Origin of the sequence: Pseudomonas avellanae BPIC 631, assembly GCF_000444135.1 — a bacterium.
Taxonomy (GTDB): domain Bacteria; phylum Pseudomonadota; class Gammaproteobacteria; order Pseudomonadales; family Pseudomonadaceae; genus Aquipseudomonas; species Aquipseudomonas avellanae.
In genome coordinates this window covers 14,622-32,320 of sequence record NZ_ATDK01000272.1, presented here as the reverse complement: position 1 = coordinate 32,320, position 17,699 = coordinate 14,622, and the positions used below count along the sequence as shown (strand labels likewise).

The 17,699-nt window shown below is 61.0% G+C and carries 17 protein-coding genes; 9 read left to right on the top strand and 8 right to left on the bottom strand.

Annotated features, from left to right (window positions below):
• Nucleotides 1–116 precede the first annotated feature (116 nt).
• Entirely contained in the window at nucleotides 117–1,697 is a 1,581-nt protein-coding gene (locus DW49_RS0116030; RefSeq protein WP_005613367.1) for a phospholipase D family protein, read from the bottom strand.
• A 72-nt stretch (nucleotides 1,698–1,769) separates the two neighbouring features.
• Complete coding sequence (locus DW49_RS0116025; protein ID WP_005613369.1) at nucleotides 1,770–3,191, bottom strand: aminotransferase-like domain-containing protein; 1,422 nt, start codon at nucleotides 3,189–3,191, stop codon at nucleotides 1,770–1,772.
• 175 nt (nucleotides 3,192–3,366) lie between these two features.
• Between DW49_RS0116025 and DW49_RS0116020 the strand changes: the two genes are divergently transcribed.
• On the top strand, nucleotides 3,367–3,618 hold the full coding sequence (locus DW49_RS0116020) for a DUF1127 domain-containing protein (RefSeq protein WP_024420367.1): 252 nt from the start codon (nucleotides 3,367–3,369) through the stop codon (nucleotides 3,616–3,618).
• Between the two features lie 5 nt (nucleotides 3,619–3,623).
• Here DW49_RS0116020 and DW49_RS0116015 read toward each other — a convergent pair whose 3' ends face one another.
• Nucleotides 3,624–4,937, bottom strand: coding sequence for an NAD(P)/FAD-dependent oxidoreductase (locus DW49_RS0116015; protein WP_005613375.1), 1,314 nt, complete (start codon nucleotides 4,935–4,937; stop codon nucleotides 3,624–3,626).
• Nucleotides 4,938–5,042: 105 nt separating this feature from the next.
• On the opposite strand from DW49_RS0116015, the gene DW49_RS0116010 reads away from it, so the two are divergent.
• Nucleotides 5,043–5,396: a YkgJ family cysteine cluster protein gene (locus tag DW49_RS0116010; protein ID WP_003378014.1), complete on the top strand. Its 354-nt coding sequence runs from the start codon at nucleotides 5,043–5,045 to the stop codon at nucleotides 5,394–5,396.
• Between the two features lie 14 nt (nucleotides 5,397–5,410).
• On the opposite strand, the gene DW49_RS0116005 is transcribed toward DW49_RS0116010, so the two are convergent.
• Nucleotides 5,411–5,899 (bottom strand): Lrp/AsnC ligand binding domain-containing protein, encoded by a 489-nt coding sequence (locus DW49_RS0116005; protein WP_003378016.1) that lies wholly within the window; start codon nucleotides 5,897–5,899, stop codon nucleotides 5,411–5,413.
• Between the two features lie 156 nt (nucleotides 5,900–6,055).
• On the opposite strand from DW49_RS0116005, the gene dadA reads away from it, so the two are divergent.
• The 6 genes from dadA (at nucleotide 6,056) to DW49_RS0115975 (ending at nucleotide 12,179) form a co-directional block, all read left to right on the top strand.
• Nucleotides 6,056–7,357, top strand: a complete 1,302-nt coding sequence (dadA, locus tag DW49_RS0116000; RefSeq protein ID WP_005613377.1) for a D-amino acid dehydrogenase — start codon at nucleotides 6,056–6,058, stop codon at nucleotides 7,355–7,357.
• A complete protein-coding gene (locus tag DW49_RS0115995; protein WP_003378020.1) occupies nucleotides 7,329–7,682 on the top strand; it encodes a RidA family protein in 354 nt (117 codons plus the stop codon). The genes dadA and DW49_RS0115995 overlap by 29 nt, the downstream gene beginning before the upstream one ends.
• A gap of 80 nt (nucleotides 7,683–7,762) precedes the next feature.
• A complete protein-coding gene (gene alr / locus DW49_RS0115990) occupies nucleotides 7,763–8,836 on the top strand; it encodes an alanine racemase (protein WP_005613380.1) in 1,074 nt (357 codons plus the stop codon).
• Between the two features lie 126 nt (nucleotides 8,837–8,962).
• Nucleotides 8,963–9,511 carry a cupin domain-containing protein gene (locus DW49_RS0115985; RefSeq protein WP_005613381.1) on the top strand — a complete coding sequence of 183 codons (549 nt, stop codon included), beginning with the start codon at nucleotides 8,963–8,965 and terminating at the stop codon, nucleotides 9,509–9,511.
• Between the two features lie 24 nt (nucleotides 9,512–9,535).
• A complete protein-coding gene (locus tag DW49_RS0115980; RefSeq protein ID WP_005613383.1) occupies nucleotides 9,536–9,862 on the top strand; it encodes a c-type cytochrome in 327 nt (108 codons plus the stop codon).
• Between the two features lie 385 nt (nucleotides 9,863–10,247).
• The gene (locus tag DW49_RS0115975; protein ID WP_005613385.1) at nucleotides 10,248–12,179 is read left to right on the top strand and encodes an acetyl-CoA hydrolase/transferase C-terminal domain-containing protein; all 1,932 of its coding nucleotides are present in this window, start codon (nucleotides 10,248–10,250) and stop codon (nucleotides 12,177–12,179) included.
• A gap of 120 nt (nucleotides 12,180–12,299) precedes the next feature.
• Here the strand turns inward: DW49_RS0115975 and DW49_RS0115970 are convergent, their stop codons facing one another.
• From DW49_RS0115970 to DW49_RS0115960, 3 genes are read right to left on the bottom strand one after another with little or no spacing between them, the layout of a single operon-like run.
• The gene (locus DW49_RS0115970; RefSeq protein ID WP_005613386.1) at nucleotides 12,300–13,112 is read right to left on the bottom strand and encodes a sulfite exporter TauE/SafE family protein; all 813 of its coding nucleotides are present in this window, start codon (nucleotides 13,110–13,112) and stop codon (nucleotides 12,300–12,302) included.
• Nucleotides 13,105–14,358 carry an NAD(P)/FAD-dependent oxidoreductase gene (locus DW49_RS0115965; protein ID WP_005613388.1) on the bottom strand — a complete coding sequence of 418 codons (1,254 nt, stop codon included), beginning with the start codon at nucleotides 14,356–14,358 and terminating at the stop codon, nucleotides 13,105–13,107. The genes DW49_RS0115970 and DW49_RS0115965 overlap by 8 nt, the downstream gene beginning before the upstream one ends.
• A 27-nt stretch (nucleotides 14,359–14,385) precedes the next feature.
• Nucleotides 14,386–15,270: an MBL fold metallo-hydrolase gene (locus DW49_RS0115960; protein WP_005613389.1), complete on the bottom strand. Its 885-nt coding sequence runs from the start codon at nucleotides 15,268–15,270 to the stop codon at nucleotides 14,386–14,388.
• Between the two features lie 264 nt (nucleotides 15,271–15,534).
• Here DW49_RS0115960 and DW49_RS0115955 point away from each other — a divergent pair, with 264 nt between their 5' ends.
• Complete coding sequence (locus tag DW49_RS0115955) at nucleotides 15,535–16,854, top strand: sigma-54 interaction domain-containing protein (RefSeq protein WP_005613391.1); 1,320 nt, start codon at nucleotides 15,535–15,537, stop codon at nucleotides 16,852–16,854.
• Nucleotides 16,855–17,128: 274 nt separating this feature from the next.
• Here DW49_RS0115955 and DW49_RS0115950 read toward each other — a convergent pair whose 3' ends face one another.
• Nucleotides 17,129–17,698, bottom strand: coding sequence for a xanthine phosphoribosyltransferase (locus DW49_RS0115950; RefSeq protein ID WP_003378039.1), 570 nt, complete (start codon nucleotides 17,696–17,698; stop codon nucleotides 17,129–17,131).
• Nucleotide 17,699: the final 1 nt, after the last annotated feature.

Sequence of the window (17,699 nt, the reverse complement as noted above, 5' to 3'; positions counted from 1 at the left end):
GCGTCCGGTCTTGAATGCGCGGCGCGGCGCAAATCTGTGACGCGGAGCGTCACGCACTGCATTCCGACGCTGGAGCGTGCGCAACGATAATCGCAACCATGCAAGGCAGCAGCCGCCTAAAGCATTCTCTCAAGACCGATGGCACGGCTCATCCAGGCATTGAAGCGCCGCCACCAGTCGCCCGGCTCGGTATGCAGCGTATGGATCTGCCCGTTGTCTTCGGTCACCCACACCACTTTGCCGTCTTCCAGCCGAGCTTCATACGTGAGCGACGGGGCCATGCCCTGCAGCGTCAGTTCGCGCAGCTCTTCGGCCAGTTGCGGGCTATCGACCAGCACGCCGACTTCGGTGTTCCACAACACAGAACGCGGGTCGAAATTGAACGAGCCGACAAACACTTTCTGCCGGTCAAAGATCATCGCCTTGCTGTGCAGGCTCGATTCCGAGCTGACCAGTGAATGGCTTTTCCTGAACAAATGCGGGCCGCTACTGCGCATGGTTTCGGTATCACCGGGCTGGCGGCGCAGTTCAAACAGCTTCACACCGTGCTCCAGCAGCGCCTTGCGATACGGCGCATAACCACCATGCACAGCGGGCACATCGGTGGCTTCCAGCGAATTGGTCAGCAGGCTGACGTTGACCCCGGCGTCTGCACGACCGGTCAGGTACAGCAAGCCTTCCTGACCCGGTACAAAGTACGCAGAGATCAGCATCAGCTCCTTGCGGGTGTTCAGTAGCTCGGGGGCCAGTTGCGTGGTCAACAGCAGGTGTGGATCGGGCTCGCCCTGTGCCAGCACTTTAGTCGGCGCGTCCCACAGCGCCTGGTTATGCGCCCAGACCAACTCGTTGAGCCAGGTTTTCATGCGTGGCTGAGTCTTGTAGGCCATCAGCCGCTCGTACAGCGCCTTGTGTTGCTGATGAGCCTGCTCCAACGAATCGTCCAGCCGCTGCCGGGCTTCGGCCAGGTCCTGGCCATCGGGCAGAAAGTACATGAATTCATCGATGGGCTTGCTGAGCGTGCTGTTCCAGTACTGATCAAAGCTGTGGCCGAGCTGCTCGGCGACCGGCCCGACGCTGAGCATGTCGATGTCGGTGAAGTTGAGATTGGGCTCGGCGTCGAAGTATTCATCGCCCAGATTGCGCCCGCCGACGATGGCCGCACTGCTGTCGGCCAGCCACAGCTTGTTGTGCATGCGCCGGTGCTGACGCGACAGGTTCATCAAGCGTCCCAGGCTACGGGTGACGCCGGTTTCGCGCCCCAGGTTTTGCGGGTTGAACAGGCGAATCTGAATGTTCGGATGCGCAGCAAGCGTGGCGATGGCCTGATCGAGGCCATCGCTGGTGGTGTCGTCCAGCAGGATGCGCACCCGCACGCCACGGTCTGCCGCCTTGAGCAGTTCGTCGATCAGCGCGCGCGTGCTCAGGCCGTCGTGGACGATGTAATACTGCAGGTCGAGGCTGGTTTTGGCGTTACGGATCAGTTCGGCGCGGGCCTTGAAGGCGTCGCTGCTGTCAGGCAGCAGCCGAAAGCCCGAGCGCCCTTCGTGCGGCATCGCCATGGCCTGAATCGAACGGCCGAAGGCAGAGCCCGAAGGCGGCATGGCCTGGCTTGGCTCGCTGGCGATCTGCTGGTGCGCGCAACCACTGACGCACACAGCAACCAGCAAGCAAAAGGGCAAGGCCCATGAATTGTTCAAATTGACCTTCCGCGTCTGGAGATGGCTCGACTTGGCGATATGACCCACAAAACCGGGAAAGATTTGCCCGCGTCAGTCACTTTGCGCAATCAGTTGCGCAATCGTCTCGCCCACGATACGCACGGCGTTCTCGATTTCGCGGCTCGATTTGGCTGCGTAGTTCATGCGCATGCAGTTGCGGTATTTGCCCGAGGCCGAAAAAATACTGCCCACGGCAATCTGCACACCCTTGTCCAGCAAAACGCGATTCAAGCGCAACGTGTCGAAGTCTTCGGCCAGCTCCACCCACAACATGAAACTGCCCTGTGGACGACTGGCGCGGGTGCCTTCCGAGAAATAGCGCATCACCCAGTCGATCATCTGGTCCCGACTGCGCTGATACTGCGTGCGCATGCGGCGCACGTGCGGCTCGTAATGCCCGCCCTCAAGAAAATCGGCGATGGCCAGTTGCGGCTGCGGGGCCGTGGAACCGGTGCCGATGTATTTCATGTGCAACACCCGCTCCAGATAGCGGCCCGGCGCGACCCAGCCAATCCGCAGCCCAGGCGCCAGGGTCTTGGAAAACGAACTGCAGAGCAGCACGCGGCCATCCTCATCGAACGACTTGATGGTGCGCGGGCGAGGGTAGTTGTAGGCCAGGTCGCCATACACATCGTCCTCGATGATCGCCACATCAAAGCGTTGCGCCAGGGTCAGCAAGGCGCGCTTGCGGGCTTCCGGCATGACGTAACCCAGTGGGTTGTTGCAGTTGGGCGTCAGCTGGATGACCTTGATCGGCCACTGCTCAAGGGCCAGCTCCAGCGCTTCAAGGCTGATGCCGGTCAACGGGTCGGTGGGGATTTCCAGCGCCTTCATGCCCACACCCTTGAGGGTTTGCATGGCACCGAAGAAGCTTGGCGAGTCCACCGCAACGATGTCACCGGGCGAGCAGATAGCCCGCACGCTCGCAGACAGCGCCTCGTGACAGCCATTGGTGATGATCACGTCATTGGCGGTCAGGTTGCAGCCGGAGTCGAGCATCAACCGGGCAATCTGCTCACGCAGCCTGAGAACGCCATAAATATTGTCGTAATACAGGCCCGACATGTCCTGATGGCGGCTCAACTGGCCCAAGGCGCGCATCAGCGGTTTCAGGGTCGGACTGGTGACGTCGGGCATGCCGCGCCCCAGTTGGGTGACCGCCTCGCGGGGCGCTACCCGAATCAGGTCCAGCACCTGATCCCATTGAGAAATATCCACAGGCCGTTGCGCTGGCCGACCCACCGCCGGGAGCGCCGGGGCATGCCTGCCGACCGAGACAAAATAGCCGGATTTGGGTTTCGGCGCGGCCAGCCCGCTGTCTTCCAGAACCCGGTACGCCTGCTGCACGGTGCTCAAACTGACACCGTGTTCGACGCTCAAGGCGCGTACCGACGGCAGACGGTCGCCGGGCCGGTAAAAGCCGTTTTCGATGCGCGCGCCGAGCAGTTCGGCAAGATTGACGTAGAGCGTCATGGCGTACTCTCAAATGGTTCAACGCTGCAAGGCAATACAGATCAGCCGAAAATATAGCATTCAGCAGCGTATTTGAATCTTCTGTATGGAAAATATAAGCACTTTTTGAATCTGTAATGGTTTGGCCGTTCGCTTCATCATAGACCCACACCCACCCAGGATGAGGGAATTGGAGATGAACGGGTTCAGCGATGTGCGCTTTGCGCTTCACAATCAGGAATTGAATGAATATCGGCCGACAGTGCTCCGAACGGTCCGCCCGAAAAAGGCCGACCTACTGGCGAGCATGAGCCGCTGGGCGCTGTATCATCACCGCTGGGCATCGCGCCGCACCTTGCTGACACTGACCGACGATCAACTACGCGACGTTGGCCTCGATTTTCAGCAGGCCAGAGTCGAGGCGATGAAGCCGTTCTGGAGGACGTGAGCCTTTCAGCGCAGCTCTTTCAGGCGATGCCAGAGCATGCCCAGCGCGAGTAACGGCGAGCGCAGGTGCTTGCCGCCCGGAAAGGTCATGTGCGGCACCTTGGCAAACAGTTCGAAGCCGTCGCTGTGTTGCCCGGCGATGGCTTCGGCCAGCAAGCGACCCGCCAGGTGCGTGGCATTCACGCCATGCCCCGAGTAAGCCTGGGCGTAAAACACGTTCGGCTGCTGGCTGAGTCGGCCAATCTGCGGCAGGCGATTGGCGCCGATGCCGATCATCCCGCCCCACTGATAATCAATGGCCACGCTGGCCAGTTGCGGAAATACATCCAGCATTTTGGGGCGCATGTAAGCGGCAATATCCTGCGGATCCCGCCCCGAATAATGGCAAGCGCCGCCGAACAACAAGCGGCGGTCAGCAGACAGCCGATAGTAATCAACCGTTACCCGCTGGTCGCAAACCGCCATGTCCTGCGGCAGCAACTCGCGTGCCTGCGCCTCACTCAAAGGCTCGGTCGCAATGATATAGCTGCCTGCGGGCAACACCTTGCCACTGATTTCCGGGTTCAGGCCGTTGAGATAAGCGTTGCAACCCAGCACCAGGGTTTTCGCCCGCACCAAGCCCTGAGCCGTGTGCACTTTGACCTGTGGGCCGTAGTCGATGCGCGTGACAGCAGAATGCTCGAACACCTGCACACCCAGTGATTGCGCGACAGCGGCTTCGCCCAACGCGAGATTCAAAGGGTGCAGATGCCCGGAACCCATGTCGATCAACCCGCCGACATAGCGGTCGGAGCCCACGACACTGCGCATCTGATCGGCTTGCAGCAACGTCAATGCATGGCGATAACCCAGGCTGCGCAGTTCCTCGGCGTCTTCGGCAAGGCTATGCACGTCACGCGGCTTGTTGGCCAGATCACAATAACCCCACTTCAGGTCGCACTCGATGCCGTACCGTTCGATGCGCTGGCGCACGATCTCAACCGCTTCGATGCCCAGCAGCTTGATCAGTGTCACGCCTTCACTGCCAATAACATTGGCGAACTGCTCGACACCATGACCGACACCGCGAATCAACTGGCCGCCGTTACGCCCGCTGGCGCCCCAGCCGATCTTGCGTGCCTCCAGCAGCGCAACACTGAGCCCGCGCTCGGCCAGCTCAATGGCGGTGTTGAGCCCGGAAAACCCGCCGCCCACGACACACACATCGACCTTCAACTCACCTTGCAACACCGGGTGATCCGCTTGCGGGTGGCTGCTGGCGGCATAGTAGGAGGCAACATGCCGGTCGTCACGGGCTGGGTGCTGAACGCGGGCGTTCATGAATTTGTCCTGTTGGCGGCGTCTGGGTGGTCAGGAGGATAAGCCGCTGTCATGCGCCTGCCAACTGAGGCACACTTCCGGCCTTGTGTTGGGGTGGTTGATTCAATGAGCTGTAACCGTGAAAAAGTCCGCGATCTGCGCCGCCAGATTCCTTCGTTCGACTGCGTGCCCGGCTGTCACGACTGCTGCGGCCCGGTGACGACCTCGTCCGAAGAAATGTCGCGCCTGCCGCGCAAGACGGCCGCCGAGCAGGAAGCGGCATTCAACGAGCTCAACTGTGTGCACCTCGGCCCGCAGGGCTGCACCGTGTACGACGAACGCCCGCTGATCTGCCGCCTGTTCGGCACCACCGCAAGCCTGCCGTGCCCGAACGGCCGTCGTCCGGTCGAACTGATTCATCCACGGGCCGAAAAGCAGATTCACGAGTACATGGCCTCAACCCGGCAAGTGCTGGTCTAGTCTGGCGAGCATGATCAGTCGGCAATCGGCAGATTAAGGCTCTCTTTGACTTCTTCCATCACGATGTAGCTCTTGGACTCGCGCACGTGCGGCAGCTTGAGCAGGATGTCGCCCAGCAGCTTGCGATAGGAGGCCATTTCAGAAATACGCGCCTTGACCAGGTAGTCGAAGTCGCCGGACACCAGATGACACTCCAGCACGTGCGGCAGCTTGAGCACCGCGCGGCGAAATTCCTCGAACGTGTCACCGGACTTGTAATCCAGACTGATTTCCACGAACACCAGCAGGCTGGCCTTAAGGCTTTGCGGGTTCAGACGGGCGTTGTAACCCATGATGATCCCTTCGCGCTCCAGCCGGCGCACGCGCTCGGTGCACGGCGTGGTCGAGAGGCCGACCCGCTCGCCAAGCTCGGTAAACGAGATGCGCCCGTCGGTCTGGAGGATGCGCAAGATATTACGGTCGATCTTGTCCAGCTCGCGATTTGACTGGTGTTGAGTCCGCACGGGTAATTCTCCCTCTACCAAAGCGTTTATTGCCGTGAATAAACGCCAAATATAGATGCTTATACAGTGAGAAGCACTGCTCATTGCTCAATATACTGCCCACATCCTTGCTTAAAACTTAAAACGTCAGCGGATATCCGCGATGAGGTCATCGACATGCGCGTTCTGGTCCTTGGTAGTGGCGTAATCGGTACAACCAGTGCTTATTATCTGGCGCGTGCCGGCTTCCAGGTGACCGTGGTCGATCGTCAGCCGGCGGTCGGCATGGAAACCAGCTTCGCCAATGCCGGTCAGGTCTCGCCGGGCTACGCCTCGCCGTGGGCTGCGCCGGGTGTGCCGCTAAAGGCAATCAAATGGCTGCTGCAGCGTCATTCGCCCCTGGCAATCAAGGCTACCGCAGATATTGATCAATACCTGTGGATGGCGCAAATGCTTCGCAATTGCACGGCCAGCCGCTATGCCGTCAACAAAGAGCGCATGGTGCGACTGTCCGAGTACAGCCGCGATTGCCTTGATGAGCTGCGCATCGAAACCGGCATTGCCTACGAAGGGCGCAGCCTGGGGACCACCCAGTTGTTTCGGACCCAGGCACAACTGGATAACGCCGCCAAGGACATCGCCGTGCTTGAACAGTCCGGCGTGCCTTACGAGCTGCTGGACCGCGCAGGCATTGCCCGTGTCGAGCCTGCGCTGGCCGGTGTGACCGGCATCCTCAGTGGCGCACTGCGCCTGCCCAATGACCAGACCGGCGATTGCCAGCTGTTTACCACACGCCTGGCCGAGATGGCTGTCGAGCTGGGTGTCGAGTTTCGTTACGGGCAGAACATCGAGCGCCTTGAGCATGCAGGCGACACCGTCACCGGCGTGTGGATCGATGGCGTACTGGAAACCGCTGACCGCTACGTGCTGGCGCTGGGCAGTTATTCGCCGCAGTTGCTCAAGCCGCTGGGCATCAAAGCGCCGGTCTACCCGCTCAAGGGCTATTCGCTGACAGTACCGATCACCAACCCGGCCATGGCACCCACGTCGACCATTCTCGATGAAACCTACAAAGTCGCCATCACCCGCTTCGATAACCGGATCCGGATCGGCGGCATGGCAGAAATCGCCGGGTTCGATCTCTCGCTCAACCCGCGTCGGCGTGAAACGCTGGAGATGATCGTCGGCGACCTCTATCCTCAGGGCGGCGACCTGAGCCAGGCCAGTTTCTGGACCGGGCTGCGTCCGACTACACCCGATGGCACACCGATCGTGGGTGCAACACCGTTGCGCAACCTGTTCCTCAATACCGGTCACGGTACATTGGGCTGGACAATGGCGTGCGGTTCCGGCCGCTTGCTGGCAGACCTCATCGCCCGCAAGACACCTCAGATCAGTGCCGCAGGGCTTGATATTTCTCGTTACGGCAACACCCAGGAGAATGCACAGCATGTCAATCCAGCGCCAGCTCACCAATGAGCGCATGAGTCAGGTCGTCGTCCACAATGGCACCGTTTATCTGGCGGGCCAGGTAGGCGATGACATGACTGCGGGTGTCGAGCAGCAGACCCGAGAGGTGCTTAACAGCATCGAGCGTTTGCTCGACCTGGCCGGCACCGACAAGACGCGCATTCTGTCGGTCACGATCTACCTCAAAGACATCGACGCCGACTTCGCCGGCATGAACAGCGTCTGGGACAAATGGCTGCCCAAGGGCTTCGCGCCTGCGCGTGCAACGGTCGAAGCCAAGCTGTGCGAGCCGGAAATCCTCGTCGAACTGTCGGTTGTTGCCGCGCTGCCGTAACACATCGAAAAGCCCGGCGCCGCTTTCTCGGCGTCGGGCGTTTTGACCCTTTTTTACCTCCTCAGACAAGAAACGTCATCATGCGTCCAGCCCGCGCCCTTATTGATCTTCAGGCACTGCGCCACAACTACAGACTGGCCCGTGATAGCAGCGGCGGCAAAGCGCTGGCGGTCATCAAGGCCAACGCCTATGGTCACGGCGCAGTGCGTGTCGCTCAGGCACTGGAAGCGCAGGCCGACGGTTTTGCGGTGGCGTGTATCGAAGAGGCACTGGAACTGCGCGCCGCAGGTATCCGGGCGCCGATCCTGCTGCTTGAAGGCTTTTTTGAGGCCGACGAGCTGGCACTGATTGTCGAGCACGACCTGTGGACGGTGGTGCACGCGGTCTGGCAACTGGAAGCCATTGAGCAGGCGCAGCCTGGCAAACCGCTGACGGTCTGGCTCAAGCTCGACACCGGCATGCACCGTGTGGGCCTGCACCCCTGCGAGTATCGCGCGGCGTATCAACGTTTGCTGGCGACCGGCAAAGTGGCCAGGGTCGTCCTGATGAGCCATTTTTCGTGTGCCGACGAATTGAACAGCGCCTGCAGCGATCAGCAGGTCGCGGTATTTGAAGCCGCCCGCCAGGGGCTTGTGGCTGAAACCAGCCTGAAAAACTCTCCCGCCGTGATGGGCTGGCCAAAGATCCACAGCGATTGGTCACGCACCGGCATCATGCTCTACGGTGCCACGCCGTTTGACCAGGCGCAGCCGCTTGCCGAGCGTCTGCAACCGGTCATGACCCTTGAATCGAAGGTCATCAGCGTGCGCGAACTGCCCGCTGGCGACGCCTTGGGCTACGGCGCGACGTTCGTCAGTGAGCGCCCTCTGCGCATCGGCGCGGTCGCGATGGGCTACGCCGACGGCTATCCGCGCCATGCGCCGACGGGTACGCCGGTGCTGATCGACGGCCAACGCTCAAGGCTGCTTGGCCGGGTGTCGATGGACATGCTCTGCGTAGACCTGACAGACGTGCCGCAGGCCGGGCTCGGCAGCCGCGTCGAGCTGTGGGGCAAGGGCGTGCTCGCCAGCGAAGTGGCCACGCAAGCGGGCACCATTCCCTATCAGATCTTCTGCAACCTGCGTCGTGTTCCGCGCATCTATTCAGAAAGCTGATTGCCTGATCTGTCCGCCAGGCCCCCGAGGCGCGCGGTGTTGGTCGAAGTGTTGTAAATAATGAACGCTGTTGCCATGATGGCGTTCATTTCGACTAGACCTGACAAAACCTGGGGGAATATCGCATTGGACGTGGGTGAACGGCTGCAATCGATTCGCAAGCTCAAGGGCCTGTCCCAGCGTGAACTCGCCAAACGGGCAGGCGTGACCAACAGCACCATCTCCATGATCGAGAAAAACAGCGTCAGCCCGTCGATCAGTTCCCTGCGCAAAGTGCTGGGTGGTATTCCCATGTCCATGGTCGAGTTTTTTTCCGAAGATACCGTGCCGGAAAACTCAGCTCAGGTGGTCTACAAGGCAAGCGAGCTGATCGATATCTCCGACGGCGCCGTGACCATGAAGCTGGTAGGCAAATCGCATCAGGGCCGAGCCATCGCGTTTCTCACTGAAACCTACCCGCCGGGTGCAGACACCGGGGAAGAAATGCTGGTTCATGAGGGCGAAGAAACCGGAATCCTTGTGGAAGGCCGACTTGAGCTGGTAGTCGGGCTCGACACTTACGTGCTCGAAGCGGGCGACAGCTACTATTTCGAAAGCACCCGACCGCATCGCTTCCGCAACCCGTTCGACGTGCCTGCGCGGTTGATCAGCGCGGCAACACCCGCCAATTTCTGACCGCCTTATCGCGACGAGTGCAGCGTGAACCTCACCTTTAAGATTCTGGCCACCGCAGGTGCACTGATAATTTGGGCGCTCACCGCCCAGGCCGCCGACAACGCCCGAACCCCTGACGACATCGTCGCCATGCATTGCGTGGCCTGTCACAGCGTCGGCCTGCTGAAAGCGCCGAAGATCGGCGACACCGCAGCCTGGGAAGAGCGCGCGAATAAAAAAGCCGGCGGGCTCGATGGCCTGCTGGCCAGCACCATAAAGGGCCTGAGCATCATGCCGCCCAAAGGCAGCTGCGCCGATTGCACAGACGACGAACTGAAGAGCGCCATACGGAGCATGTCCGGGCTGGAGTGAATCTCACCGAAGGCCATGCGGACCAAGCGACGCTTCGCTTGTCCGCTATCTACCGGACGCAACAAACTCGTCCGCGATTTACCCGGATGTGCAGGAGCGGACTTGTCCGCGAAGACTCCAGGGCTGCCACCACGTGACGTGCGGTGTGCTGAATTTATGCATGGGGGTTTCTTCAGCGATTTATTGGGGGGTTGATAGTCAGCCTTCGTGGACAAGTCCACTCCTACAGCGTGAGGCCTGGACAAGTCCGCTCCTCGCCCGCCGGGCAGAAGCCCGTTTTTCGAAGTCTTCAAGACGTGTCTATCACGCTCTGCGCACCCGCCATGCAGCACTTTCGCTGCATCAACGGTCCAAGCTGCACCCATAATAATTCAGGAGAGCTGGGATGCCGTATTCCTGTTCCATCGAGCAAGCCGTCGATCACGTTCTGGCGCAGTTACCCGAGCACGTCCACCTCGGCATGCCGCTGGGGTTGGGCAAGCCCAATCGGTTCGTCAACGCGCTGTACCAGCGCATCAGCCAGTTGCCCGAGCGCAAGCTGACGATCTACACGGCCCTGACCCTGGGACGCCCCACGCCCGGTGAGGGTTTGCAGGCGCGGTTTCTCGAACCGTTTCTGGAACGCACTTTCGGTGATTATCCGGAGCTTGAATTTCTCGCTGCATTGCGCCGCGACAAGCTGCCTCCCAACATCCGCGTCCAGCAGTTCTTCATGCAGCCGGGCAGCCTGCTCGACAGTGCTCCGGCCCAGCAGGACTACGTCAGCAGCAATTACAGCCACGCCGCCCGCGACATCAACGCCAATGGCCTGAACCTGGTGGCGCAGCTGGTTGCGCGTGATGATCAGCGGCCGGGCAAGCTGAGCCTCAGTTGCAACCCCGACGTGACCCTCGACCTGCTGCCGATGATCGCCAAACGACGCGCCGCCGGAGAGACCATTCTCATGCTTGGCCAGGTCCATGCCGACCTGCCGTACATGCCGGGCGACTCGGAGCTGGAAGTCGAAGCCTTCGACCTGTTGTTGAACGAAGACGAACACAGCACGCTGTTTTCCACACCCAACATGCCGGTGGGTTATCAGGATCACCTGATCGGTCTGCACGCCAGCACGCTGGTACGCGACGGCGGCACCTTGCAGATTGGCATCGGCTCGATGGGCGACGCACTGACCGGCGCGTTGCTGGCGCGGCAGGCCGACAACGAAACCTGGCGCAGCCTGCTGGCTGACCTGAACATGAGCAACTGGAAGACCCTGATCGACCGGGAAGGCGGTACTCAGCCTTTCGCCAGCGGGCTTTATGGTTGCAGCGAGATGTTCGTCAACGGGCTGCTGGTGCTGGCCGATGCGGGCATTGTGCGGCGCAAGGTGTATGCCGATGCCGAGCTGCAGCGACTGGCCAACATGGGCACGCTGGATGAAGACGCGCACCCTGAAGGCGTGGTCGTGCACGGCGGCTTCTTCCTGGGGCCGTCAAGCTTCTACGAGCGGCTGCGCGAGCTACCCGCCGAGCGACTGGCGCAGTTCAACATGACCGCCATCAGCTATATCAACGAGCTTTACGGCCAGGAAGACCTCAAACGCCTGCAACGCCGCGATGCGCGCTTTATCAACAGCGCGTTCACCGTCACCCTGATGGGCGCAGCGGTGGCCGATCAACTGGAAGACGGGCGGGTGCTGAGCGGCGTGGGCGGCCAGTACAACTTTGTCGCGCAGGCCCATGCGCTTGAGGGCGCGCGTTCGATTCTGATGCTGCGCAGCTGGCGCGAGTCAGGCGGCGAGGTCAGTTCCAATATCGTCTGGCAGTACGGCCACACGACGATCCCCCGGCACCTGCGCGATATCGTCGTAACCGAATACGGCATCGCCGACTTGCGCGGTCAGACTGACGCCACAGTGATCGAACGCATTCTGAACATCAGCGATTCGCGGTTTCAGCCCGGCTTGATCGAGCAGGCGCAAAAGGCCGGCAAATTGCCCAAGGACTTCATCCTCGACCCGCGCTTTACCCAGAATACGCCGGAGCGCCTGCGTAGCATTGCTGCGAACTATCCGTCGCTGTTCACCGAGTACCCGCTGGGCTGCGACTTCACCCCCGAGGAGCGTGATCTGCTGCGCGCATTGAACTGGCTGAAGAGCAAACTCAAGCTCACCGAAATCCTCGAACTGGGCAAAGCCACCCTCGACGCCCCCGACCCGGAAACCTTCCCGGAGCACTTGCAACGCATGCAACTCGACCAGCCTCAAGGCCTGCGCGAGGAACTGTATCAGCGGCTATTGCTGGCCGGATTGCACAATACAACCGGGCTGACATGTTGATAGACGGATAAACGGATAAACGGATAATTGTTGTGCCGGCGCTCCAGCGTCGGTACACAGCCCTGGACGCTCTGCGTCCGATCTTGAGTGTACGGTGCAGCGCACATGTGGGCCGCATGCCTACACCACCGCAAACAACAGCATCAACGCCGCCACGATCCCGCAAACAGCAAACAACTGCTGCAAGCGCGGCCCTGCCAGGTAGCGGGCGACCTGCCTGCCACCTAGCAGACCTGCAACCGCGCCGAGTGCGAAGGGCGCGCCCACCGCCCAGTGCATCACCCCGCTGAGCGAGGCAATGATGACGCTGCCGGTCGAGACCAGCGCGATCACCGCGAGCGACGTCGCCACGACGCTTTTCACGTCCAGGTCGCTGTAGCGTGTCAGCGCCGGAATGATCACAAAACCACCGCCAACGCCAAGCAGCCCGGAGAGCAACCCCGAGCACATGCCCGTCAATGTCAGGGCGCGCAGGCACGGCATTGTCCAGCGCAGGCGGCCTTGCAACGGATTGAGCACGCAAGGCAGCATTTGCGCACGCGGCGCCGGGCGGCCATCGCGCAGTTCGCGGCTGGCCCTGATGAAGATACGCCCGCAGGCATACAGCAACACGGCAGAAAATATCAGCGCCAGCGGCGTGTTGGGCAAACGATGGGCAAGCCATAGGCCGATGGGAGCCATCAGCACGCCGATACCCGCGATGTAACCCGCAGCGCGATAACGCACGATGCCCTGACGCAACCCCAATACCGCACCGACCCCGGCGGCAAGGCCGACAGCCAGCAAGCCTACCGGCGCCGCTTCGACAATCGTCAGGCCCAGCCCGAATACCAGCAGCGGCACTGCCAGAATGCCACCGCCTGCACCCGTCAACGCCAGGACCACCCCGATGATCACGCCCAGACCTGCACCCAATAGCGAGTGATCAATCATGTCTGGCTGCGACCTTCTTCGGTCGGGCCAGCCATTCACGGCCTTTGAGCATGCCGTTCCAGTACAGCGCCGGCAGCACGCTCGCCTTCAACCACCACGCCAGACGGGTCGGTTTGCGCCCATCCAGCAACCAGCGCGGAAAGCTGGGGGCAACCTTGCCGCCATAGGTGAACTCGGCCAGCACGATCTTGCCTTTCTCGACCGTCAGCGGGCAGGAGCCATAACCGTCGTAGATGACGGGTTCACTCAGACGACCCAGCGCAACCAGCACGTTGTTGGCCGCCACCGGCGCTTGCTTGCGCGCTGCCGCCGCCGTCTTGGCATTGCTGGTGTTGGTGACATCGCCCAGGCCATGAATGTTGGCGAACTGGCGATGCCTGAGTGTGGCCGGGTCCACGTCCACCCAGCCTGCCGCATCGGCCAGCGGGCTGTTGCAGATGAAGTCGGGGGCAATCTGCGGTGGCACCACGTGCAGCATCTCGAAGCTTTGCTGGACGGTCTCGCGGGTTCCGTCCGGTAGCGTCTGGACGAACGTCGCGCGCTTTCCAGGCCCATCGACAGCTATCAGTCGATGGCTGAATTTGAGGTCGATGGCATAGCGTTCAATGTACGTCATCAGCGCCGGAACATAGTCCGCCACGCCGAACAACACGCCACCGGCGTTGTAGAACTGTGCGTTGATCTGCCCGAGACGACCCGCTTTGAGCCAGTGATCGCAGGACAGGTACAGGGCTTTCTGCGGCGCACCCGCGCATTTGATCGGCATGGGCGGCTGAGTGAACAACGCGCGCCCCTGCTTCAGGCCCTGCACCAGCTTCCAGGTGTAGGGCGCCAGGTCATAACGATAATTGGAGGTCACGCCATTGGCACCCAGCGTATCGACCAGCCCGTCGATGGCCGCCCAATCCAGTTTCAGGCCCGGGCAAACCACCAGTTGCTGATAGCCAATCGAGCGCCCGTCTTCCAGCGTCAGGGCGTTATCCTGCGGCTCGAACGTCGCTACCGCAGCCTTGATCCACTGCACGCCTTTGGGAATGAGCGATGCCATGCTGCGCGCCGTCGATTGCGGCTCAAAGACCCCCGCACCGACCATGGTCCAGCCCGGCTGGTAGTAATGGGTATCGGCGGGGTCCACCAGCGTGATTTGCAGCGAGGCGTCACGGGCAAGCAGGCTTGCGGCGGTCGATATACCGGCAGCGCCGCCACCGACAATCAGGATCTGGCAGTTAAGGTTCAAGGCAGTCATCGCAGGGTTTCCAAAAGCGGGCAGGGCTTAAAAGGCATTGAGCGGGATCTTCAGATAGACGACGCCGTTGTCATCCGGCTCGGGAAAGTGGCCACCGCGCATGTTGACTTGCACTGCCGGGAGCATCAGCACTGGCATCTCCAGCGTGGCATCGCGTGCTTCGCGCATTTTGACGAATGCGTCTTCATCCACGCCATCGTGCACGTGAATATTGCTGGTGCGCTGCTCAGCGACGGTGGTCATGTATTTCAGATCTCGCCCGTTGGGCAAGTAGTCGTGGCACATGAACAGGATGGTTTGCTGCGGCAACGCCAGCAGTTTGCGAATGGAGCGGTACAGCGTGCGTGCGTCGGCACCCGGGAAGTCGCAGCGTGCGGTACCGTAATCGGGCATGAACAGCGTGTCGCCCACAAACGCGACCATCTTTTCGCCCACCTGTATCAGGTAGCTCGTACAGGCTGGCGTATGCCCTGGCGTATGCATGGCTTTTACCTGAAGCCCGCCAATGGCGAATGAGGCGTCATCCTCAACCAGCACGTCGAACTGGCTGCCATTGCGCGCAAAATCGGCCGGCGCATTGAACAGCGCGCCAAAGGTTTCCTGCACCACTGTGATGTAACTGCCGATGACCACTTGCCCGCCCAGCTTCTGTTTCAGGTAGGGCGCTGCCGACAGGTGATCGGCATGCACATGGGTTTCGAGTATCCACTGCACCGAGCCCTGCAAACCACGCACCCGGCCAATCATTCGGTCTGCCGCCTCGGTGCGGGTTTGGCCGGACTTGGGGTCGTAATCGAGCACACTGTCAATCAGCGCGCATTGTTTGCTCTCCAGATCCATCACCAGATAGCTGATGGTCCAGGTATGACTGTCGAAGAGCGCTTCGACATAAAGCTTTTCAGCGATGATCATGTGCGATTTCCGTTGCTGTAGATCGCCTCAAGACAAGCCCCGAGGGGCCAGGCGGTTGGCAGACGTTGCTGTTGACTCTCAATAAGCATGCCAATAGCGTTCAAGCGTGTGGAGCTTAGTCGGCACGGGGGTCTGAACAGTTCTACGAAAGGGGCGGACGGCAATCAGCATGTATTGACTGCCATATTCTGGCAGTCATGTGGCAGTTTCTGGCATAGACTGGCAGCCAGTTAGTCCAGGCTGGGCCCATCCGCAGGAGCACGTATGCCACTCATCGCCACCGACCTGCCCGGCAGCCGCATGCAATCGCTGGTGTCGTACCTCGAACACGACGTGCAGCCGACCATTGTTCTGGACACCGATTACAACATCATCGCTGCCAACACGGCCTATCAGCGCCAGTTCGGGGTCGAGGGCATGCCGCATGTGGGCGAGAAGTGCTACCGGGTTTCTCATCAGTTTGCAGTGCCCTGCGACCAGGCCGGTGAGCATTGCCCGATGCGCAAGGCTGATGAAACGCGGCGTCCGGAGCGTTTACTGCACATTCACCACACACCGCGTGGCCCGGAACATGTGGATGTGGAGCTGCGGCCGATTCTCGATGATCGTGGCGAGGTCATTGCCTATGTCGAACGACTGACATCGGTGGCAGTGGCTTCGGTCCAGCCTCAGCAGCACGGGCTGGTCGGTCGTTCGGCGGCTTTCAAGGACGTCTTGAGTGCGTTGCAACGTGCCGCGCCCGCGCAGATTCCCGTGTTGCTGCAAGGTGAGTCAGGGACCGGCAAAGAGCTGTTTGCCCGCGCGCTGCACGCCAGCAGCTCAAGGTCCGCCGGGCCATTGGTGGTGGTCGACTGCACGGGCCTGACGGAGAACCTGCTGGAAAGCGAGCTGTTCGGCTATGAAAAAGGCGCCTTCACCGGCGCCTTGCAACGCAAGACCGGCCTGGCCGAAGCGGCGCATGGCGGTACCTTGTTTCTGGACGAGATCGGCGAGGTGCCGCTGGCCATGCAGGTCAAGCTGTTGAGGTTGATCGAGTCCGGCAGCTTTCGTCCGGTGGGCAGCCTGAGAACCGTGCACTCGGATTTTCGCCTGGTGGCTGCCACCCACAAACCGATCAAGGACATGGTCGCCGAAGGCAGTTTTCGCCAGGACCTGTTTTACCGCATCAGCGCATTCCCGATTCGCTTGCCCGCTCTGCGCGAACGCAGCGAAGACCTGCCATTGCTCATCGATAGCCTGCTGCAACGCACCTCACAGGGCGCTGCGCCGCGCATCGATGCCCACGCCATGAAACTGCTGAGCCACTACCACTACCCGGGCAACATCCGCGAACTGCGCAACATCCTTGAACGCGCCCGACTGTTTACCGATGACGGCATCATTCGCGCACAGGACTTGCCCGCAGAGGTACGTGGGCATCAAGAGGAGAGCGGCCTGGCTTACCGCAAAACGGATGACAGCCTGGAAAAACTCGCCCACGCGCTACGCGTATTCAACGGCTCGCGCAGCGAACTGGCCAGAGAGCTCGGGCTAAGCGAGCGCACGTTGTATCGGCGCTTGCGCGCGCTGGGGGTTTCGGGCTGATACGCAAGCCTGCTTTGGATTCTGGCCGGAGGTCGTGGGAGCGGACCGGGCGACGCTTCGCTCGTCCGGGATCTCTCGGTTTTCGTGGGAGCGGACTCGTCCGCGAACTGCCGGGAACCGGCAGTAAACCGGTGCATACGTTACATCAGGTACAACCGAGGTTGTCTGGATCAGGGCCGCTTCGCAGCCCATCGCGGACAAGCGAAGTGTCGCCCGGTCCGCACACAGCCTTCGGCCAGAATCAAAAGCGGACTTGTGCGCAACCCCAAGCGCCTTACTTGAACGTCACAACCCCACCGGCCAGTGACTCGACCCGTGCCAGCGACTCCACGCGATAGCCTTGTGCATCCAGTTCGGCACGGCCGCCCTGGAAGGATTTCTCGATCACGATACCCAGACCTGCGACGGTGGCGCCGGCCTGTTTGATGATCGAGATCAGCGCTTGCGAGGCTTTGCCGTTGGCCAGGAAGTCATCGATGATCAGCACGTTGTCTGTGCTGTTCAGATGGCGCGGCGAGATGGCGACGGTGCTTTCCACCTGTTTGGTGAACGAGTACACGGTCGCCGACAGCAGGTTTTCAGTCAGGGTCAGGGACTGATGCTTGCGCGCGAAGATCACCGGTACGCCCATGTTCAGGCCGGCCATGACCGCTGGCGCGATGCCGGACGCTTCGATGGTCACGATCTTGGTCACGCCTGCGTCGGCGAACAGGCGGGCGAATTCGTCACCGATGGCTTTCATCAACGCCGGATCAATCTGATGGTTGAGAAACGCATCGACCTTCAGCACCTGATCGGACAGTACGATGCCTTCTTCGCGAATCTTCTTGTGCAGTGCTTCCACT

Coding starts and splice junctions, on each gene's coding strand:
- DW49_RS0116025 (WP_005613369.1), bottom strand. CDS start 3,191: ATGACGCTCTACGTCAATCTTGCCGAACTGCTCGGCGCGCGCATCGAA.
- DW49_RS0116020 (WP_024420367.1), top strand. CDS start 3,367: ATGAACGGGTTCAGCGATGTGCGCTTTGCGCTTCACAATCAGGAATTG.
- DW49_RS0116015 (WP_005613375.1), bottom strand. CDS start 4,937: ATGAACGCCCGCGTTCAGCACCCAGCCCGTGACGACCGGCATGTTGCC.
- DW49_RS0116010 (WP_003378014.1), top strand. CDS start 5,043: ATGAGCTGTAACCGTGAAAAAGTCCGCGATCTGCGCCGCCAGATTCCT.
- dadA (WP_005613377.1), top strand. CDS start 6,056: ATGCGCGTTCTGGTCCTTGGTAGTGGCGTAATCGGTACAACCAGTGCT.
- DW49_RS0115995 (WP_003378020.1), top strand. CDS start 7,329: ATGTCAATCCAGCGCCAGCTCACCAATGAGCGCATGAGTCAGGTCGTC.
- alr (WP_005613380.1), top strand. CDS start 7,763: ATGCGTCCAGCCCGCGCCCTTATTGATCTTCAGGCACTGCGCCACAAC.
- DW49_RS0115975 (WP_005613385.1), top strand. CDS start 10,248: ATGCCGTATTCCTGTTCCATCGAGCAAGCCGTCGATCACGTTCTGGCG.
- DW49_RS0115970 (WP_005613386.1), bottom strand. CDS start 13,112: ATGATTGATCACTCGCTATTGGGTGCAGGTCTGGGCGTGATCATCGGG.
- DW49_RS0115965 (WP_005613388.1), bottom strand. CDS start 14,358: ATGACTGCCTTGAACCTTAACTGCCAGATCCTGATTGTCGGTGGCGGC.
- DW49_RS0115960 (WP_005613389.1), bottom strand. CDS start 15,270: ATGATCATCGCTGAAAAGCTTTATGTCGAAGCGCTCTTCGACAGTCAT.
- DW49_RS0115955 (WP_005613391.1), top strand. CDS start 15,535: ATGCCACTCATCGCCACCGACCTGCCCGGCAGCCGCATGCAATCGCTG.